Here is a 4427-nt window from a genome sequence, read left to right on the forward strand (position 1 = left end):
GACCCGCGCGTGCGCCAGGCGCTCAATCTCGCTTTCAACTTCGAGCTGGCCAACAAGAACCTGTTCTACGGGCAGTATGAGCGTGTCGGCAGCTACTTCCAAAACTCGGAGCTGGCGGCGGAGGCCGCGCTACCCACCGGGCGGGAGTTGGAGTTCCTGAACGAAGTGAAGGATCAGGTGCCGGAGGAGGTGTTCACCGAGGTGCACAAGAACCCGGTGAACGAGGACCAGACCGAAATGCGCAACAATCTGCGCAAGGCGGTAAAGCTCCTCAAGGAGGCCGGCTGGACGGTGAAGAACGGCGCGCTCGTCAACCAGAAGACGGGGCAGCCGATGACCATCGAGTTCCTGCTGGTGTCGCCGCTGTTCGAGCGCATCGTGCAGCCCTATCTGCGCAATCTCGAGCGGCTCGGTATCAAAGGCTCGATCAGGCTGGTCGATTCCGCCCAGTACACGCGCCGGCTCAACGGCTTCGACTACGACGTGATCGTCGGCAATTTCGCCCAGTCGGATTCGCCAGGTAACGAGCAACGCGACTTCTGGGGCTCGGAAGCCGCCGACCGCGAAGGCAGCACCAACCTGATCGGCATCAAGAACAAGGCGATCGACAAGCTCATCGACAACATCATCTTCGCCAAGGACCGCGAGGAGCTGGTCGCGGCGACGCGCGCGCTTGACCGCGTGCTCCTGTGGCACGATTTCGTGGTGCCGCAATGGTTCTCGCCCTATGTGCGCATTGCCTATTGGAACCGCTATGGACAGCCCGATAAGCTACCGGGGCTGACGCCCGGCTTCCTGCAAGTCTGGTGGTACGACAAGGGCAAGGCCGAGACGTTACAGGAGCCGTCGAAGAAGTCTTGATGAGATTGGCGCGCGCGAGTTCCTCCTCTTTTGCCGCGGCCCTCGTCGCCCTGGCGCTGATGGCGTCACAGGCGGAGGCCGCAGAACGCACGCACGGCCTCTCGGCCTTCACGACCTCGCCTACCCGCCGGACTTCGAGCATTTCGCCTACGCCAACCCCGATGCGCCGAAGGGCGGCACCCTCTCGCTGATCGGCTGGGGCGGCGTCACTACCTTCAACAGCCTCAATAACTTCATTCTCAAGGGCGACGCCGCGCAAGGGCTGGAGCTGTTGTTCGACAGCTTGATGGTCCGCGCGGCGGACGAGCCCGACGCGGTCTACGGCCTCGTGGCTTCAAGCGCCGAAGTCGCCGACGACGGCATGTCGGTGACCTTCAACTTGAGACCCGAAGCGCGCTTCGCCGACGGGAGCCCGATCACCGCGGACGACGTGGTGTTCTCGTTCGATACGCTCAAGGAGAAGGGCCACCCGATCTATCACCAGATGCTGCGCGACGTGACCAAGGCCGAGGCCATCGACCCGCACACGGTGCGCTACACCTTCGAGGGCGAACTGGTGCGCGATCTGCCGCTTACCGTGGCGGGATTGCCGGTCCTGTCGAAAGCCTATTACGCCGAGCAGCCGTTCGCGGAGACGACGCTCGACCCGCCGCTCGGCTCCGGGCCTTATGTCGTAGACAATTTCGCCCAAGGTCGCACCATCGTCTACAAGCGCAATCCCGACTATTGGGCCAAGGATCTGCCGGTCAACAAGGGCCGCTGGAACTTCGACAAGATCCGCTACGAGTATTTCCGCGACCGCACCGCCGGCATGGAGGCGTTCAAGGCCGGCACCTACGACTTTCGCGAGGAGTTCACCTCGAAAGTCTGGGCGACCGAGTACGACTTCCCGGCGATCCGCGACGGGCGCGTGAAGAAAGAGGTGCTGCCCGATGAAACGCCGTCCGGCACCCAAGGCTTCTTCATCAATACGCGGCGCGACAAGTTCAAGGATCCACGGGTGCGCGAAGCGCTGGCGCTCGCCTCGACTTCGAGTGGACCAACCGCAACATGTTTTACGGTCTCTATGACCGCACCCAGAGCTTCTTCGAGAACTCGCCGATGGAGGCGGAAGGCGAGCCTTCGGATGCGGAGCGCGCGCTGATCGAAAGCCTCGGCGTGGAGGTCCCGGAGGGTGCGCTGGAGCCCGCGGTCATGCCGCCCGAGAGCGACGGCTCGGGCCAGGACCGAAAGCTCCTGCGCGAAGCGGGCAAGCTCCTGGACGAGGCCGGCTGGCAGGTCAAAGACGGCAAGCGCGTCAACGACCAGGGCGAGCAGCTCACGGTGGAATTCCTGACATTCGAGCCCACGTTCGAGCGGATCCTCGCGCCTTATGTGAAGAACCTGACCCTGCTCGGGATCCATGCGCGCATTCGCAGGTCGACCCGGCGCAATATCAGCAGCGCCTCAAGGATTTCGATTTCGACGTCACCACGCAGCGCTATGTCATGCGCAGCACGCCGGGGGTGGAACTGCGCAGCTATTTCGGGTCTCAGTCGGCCGATCTCGACGGGTCGCTCAATCTCGCCGGCATCAAGGACCCGGCGGTCGACGCGCTGATCGAGAAGGTGGTCGCCGCCAAGACCCGTGAGGACATGACCGTTGCGGCCCGCGCGCTCGACCGGGTCTTACGCGCCGGGCACTATTGGGTGCCGCACTGGTACAAGGGCTCCAACACAGTCGCCTATTGGGACAAGTTCTCGCGCCCCGAGACCAAGCCGAAATACGACCGCGGCATTCTCGATACGTGGTGGTTCAACCAGGCCGAGGCCGCGAAGGTCGAGACGGCGAAAACGGCGGCGGCGAGCACGACCGCCGATGAGATCACCACGGCCGACGAGACGGAGGATGACGGTTCGCGCCTTTGGCTGATCCTTGGCGGGGTGCTGCTGGCTGTCCTTGGGATCGCGCTCTACTTGCGCGGCCGGCGCAAGGCGCAAATTTAGACCAGACGCTCGAAGCGCTCGATCTTGCGGAACACCGGCGCCGGATTGACCCCGAACGTGTCGCGGAAGGCGTGACTGTAATGAGAGGCGTCGGCGAAGCCGCACTCCATGGCCGCCATGGTCATGTTGTCGTTCGCATGCAGGAGCTCGGTGGCAAGCCAGAGGCGCTTCCACATGCGGTAGCGCCGGTACGGTACACCGATCTCACTGCTGAAGAGATGCAGGACGCGCGACGGCGACAGCCCCAGCGCTTCGCCGAGCTCGCCTTGCGAGTAATTCCGGTCGGGCTCGTTGCGGATGAGCGCGAGGATCTGCGCGATGCGCGGATCGACCGTTGCGCCATACTCGGCCGGCAAGAGACGATCGAGCCGCGTCTCCACTTCCGGCTGGCGCGGGTTTTCCTCGAAGATCCAATGGAAGAGCTCGACGATCTCGGCATCGCGGAATCGACCGACAACGCCCTTCCGGTAAGGGAAGCGCTGGCGGAACGCGGAGGCCGAGAGGCTCTCGACATCCATGAACAGCTTCCCGTGCACGCCGCCCGCCACATCGAGCGCATGACGCAGGCCCGGCGGCACGACCGCGACGCGGTAGCTGCGCCATACGCCGTCGGCCAGCATCATCTTGAAGGGCTTGTAAATGCCCACATGCAGCACCGGCGCGCCGTAGACATGCGCCTCCAGATGCTGAAGCGGGCCGCAATAGACCGCCCGTCCGTCGCCGAGATAGAGCTGGGAGTGAAACGGATGAAAGCGCTGCGTAGCAGGTTCATGCAAGTCGCAGGTTGCATCCATCGGCTAAGGTCTCCGCGAAAATAAATACCGGTGTCGCGGCCCGACGATAGGCGGTCCAAGCGGGCATCGGAAGGCAATTCTCGGGAGGATTTCATGCAAGACCGGCCTTCGTTGGACGACACTGCGTTCCAGGCGGAATTCGAGGCGCTGCTGGCGCAAGCGCCCGCGGGCGCGGTCAAGGATACGCATTTCCTGCGCGTGCCCTCGAACAAGGCGCCGTGGCTCGACACGGGGATCGATCTTAAGGCCGGCGATCAGGTCTCGACGTTCGCGACCGGCACGACCTCGCTCAAGGGGACGCCGATCTCGTTTCCGGCTGCGCTCCAGCTCTGGTGCAGGATCGGCGAGGACGGCGAGATCTTCCGTGGGACCCGGGCCTCGAACAGCTTCAAGGTCGAAAAAGCTGGACGGCTCTATGTCGGCACCATGTTCCCCGGCGAGTTCAGAAGCTGCACCGGGGCGTTGGCGGTTCCTGAAGAAGCCTACGACATGGCCGAAGGCGATTTGAGCCTGCTCGTCGTGCGCTGGCAGGCAGATCCGCTCGAGGGGCTGAAACAGCTCGCGGCAATCGGCGACGTGAACGGGTTGATCGCCACGGAGATCGACCGCTTCGCCAACCAAGTGCCGGCGCCCGAAGGCTGGGAGTATCTCTGGTTCATCGGTCCTTCCGAGATCTACAAGGACTGTGACGGGCACGGGCACGGGCGCGACCACGCGATCTGCTGCCACAGTGAAAACAACGGCGCGCTCTTGATGAAGGACTGCGAATTGCCGCTGAAGCCCGGCA

At 63.7% G+C, this 4427-nt stretch carries 3 protein-coding genes and 1 pseudogene; 3 read left to right on the top strand and 1 reads right to left on the bottom strand.

What is annotated here, in order from left to right:
- Both AUC71_RS11880 and AUC71_RS22775 read left to right on the top strand, forming a co-directional pair.
- Positions 1 to 861: ABC transporter substrate-binding protein (locus AUC71_RS11880; RefSeq protein WP_244500929.1), on the top strand; the 861-nt coding region annotated here is incomplete at its 5' end.
- Positions 861 to 2690: pseudogene (locus tag AUC71_RS22775) on the top strand (extracellular solute-binding protein); the annotation flags it as partial. The gene AUC71_RS11880 and the pseudogene AUC71_RS22775, both read left to right, overlap by 1 nt.
- A 152-nt stretch (positions 2691 to 2842) precedes the next feature.
- On the opposite strand, the gene AUC71_RS11900 reads toward AUC71_RS22775, so the two are convergent.
- A complete protein-coding gene (locus AUC71_RS11900; RefSeq protein ID WP_083238320.1) occupies positions 2843 to 3640 on the bottom strand; it encodes an AraC family transcriptional regulator in 798 nt (265 codons plus the stop codon).
- A gap of 93 nt (positions 3641 to 3733) precedes the next feature.
- Here AUC71_RS11900 and AUC71_RS11905 point away from each other — a divergent pair.
- Positions 3734 to 4427: hypothetical protein (locus tag AUC71_RS11905; RefSeq protein ID WP_204376714.1), on the top strand; the 694-nt coding region annotated here is incomplete at its 3' end.

Source organism: Methyloceanibacter marginalis, from assembly GCF_001723295.1.
GTDB lineage: Bacteria > Pseudomonadota > Alphaproteobacteria > Rhizobiales > Methyloligellaceae > Methyloceanibacter > Methyloceanibacter marginalis.

Excerpts from the sequence above, each read along its gene's own strand:
- AUC71_RS11900 (WP_083238320.1), bottom strand. The coding sequence starts at position 3,640 with ATGGATGCAACCTGCGACTTGCATGAACCTGCTACGCAGCGCTTTCAT.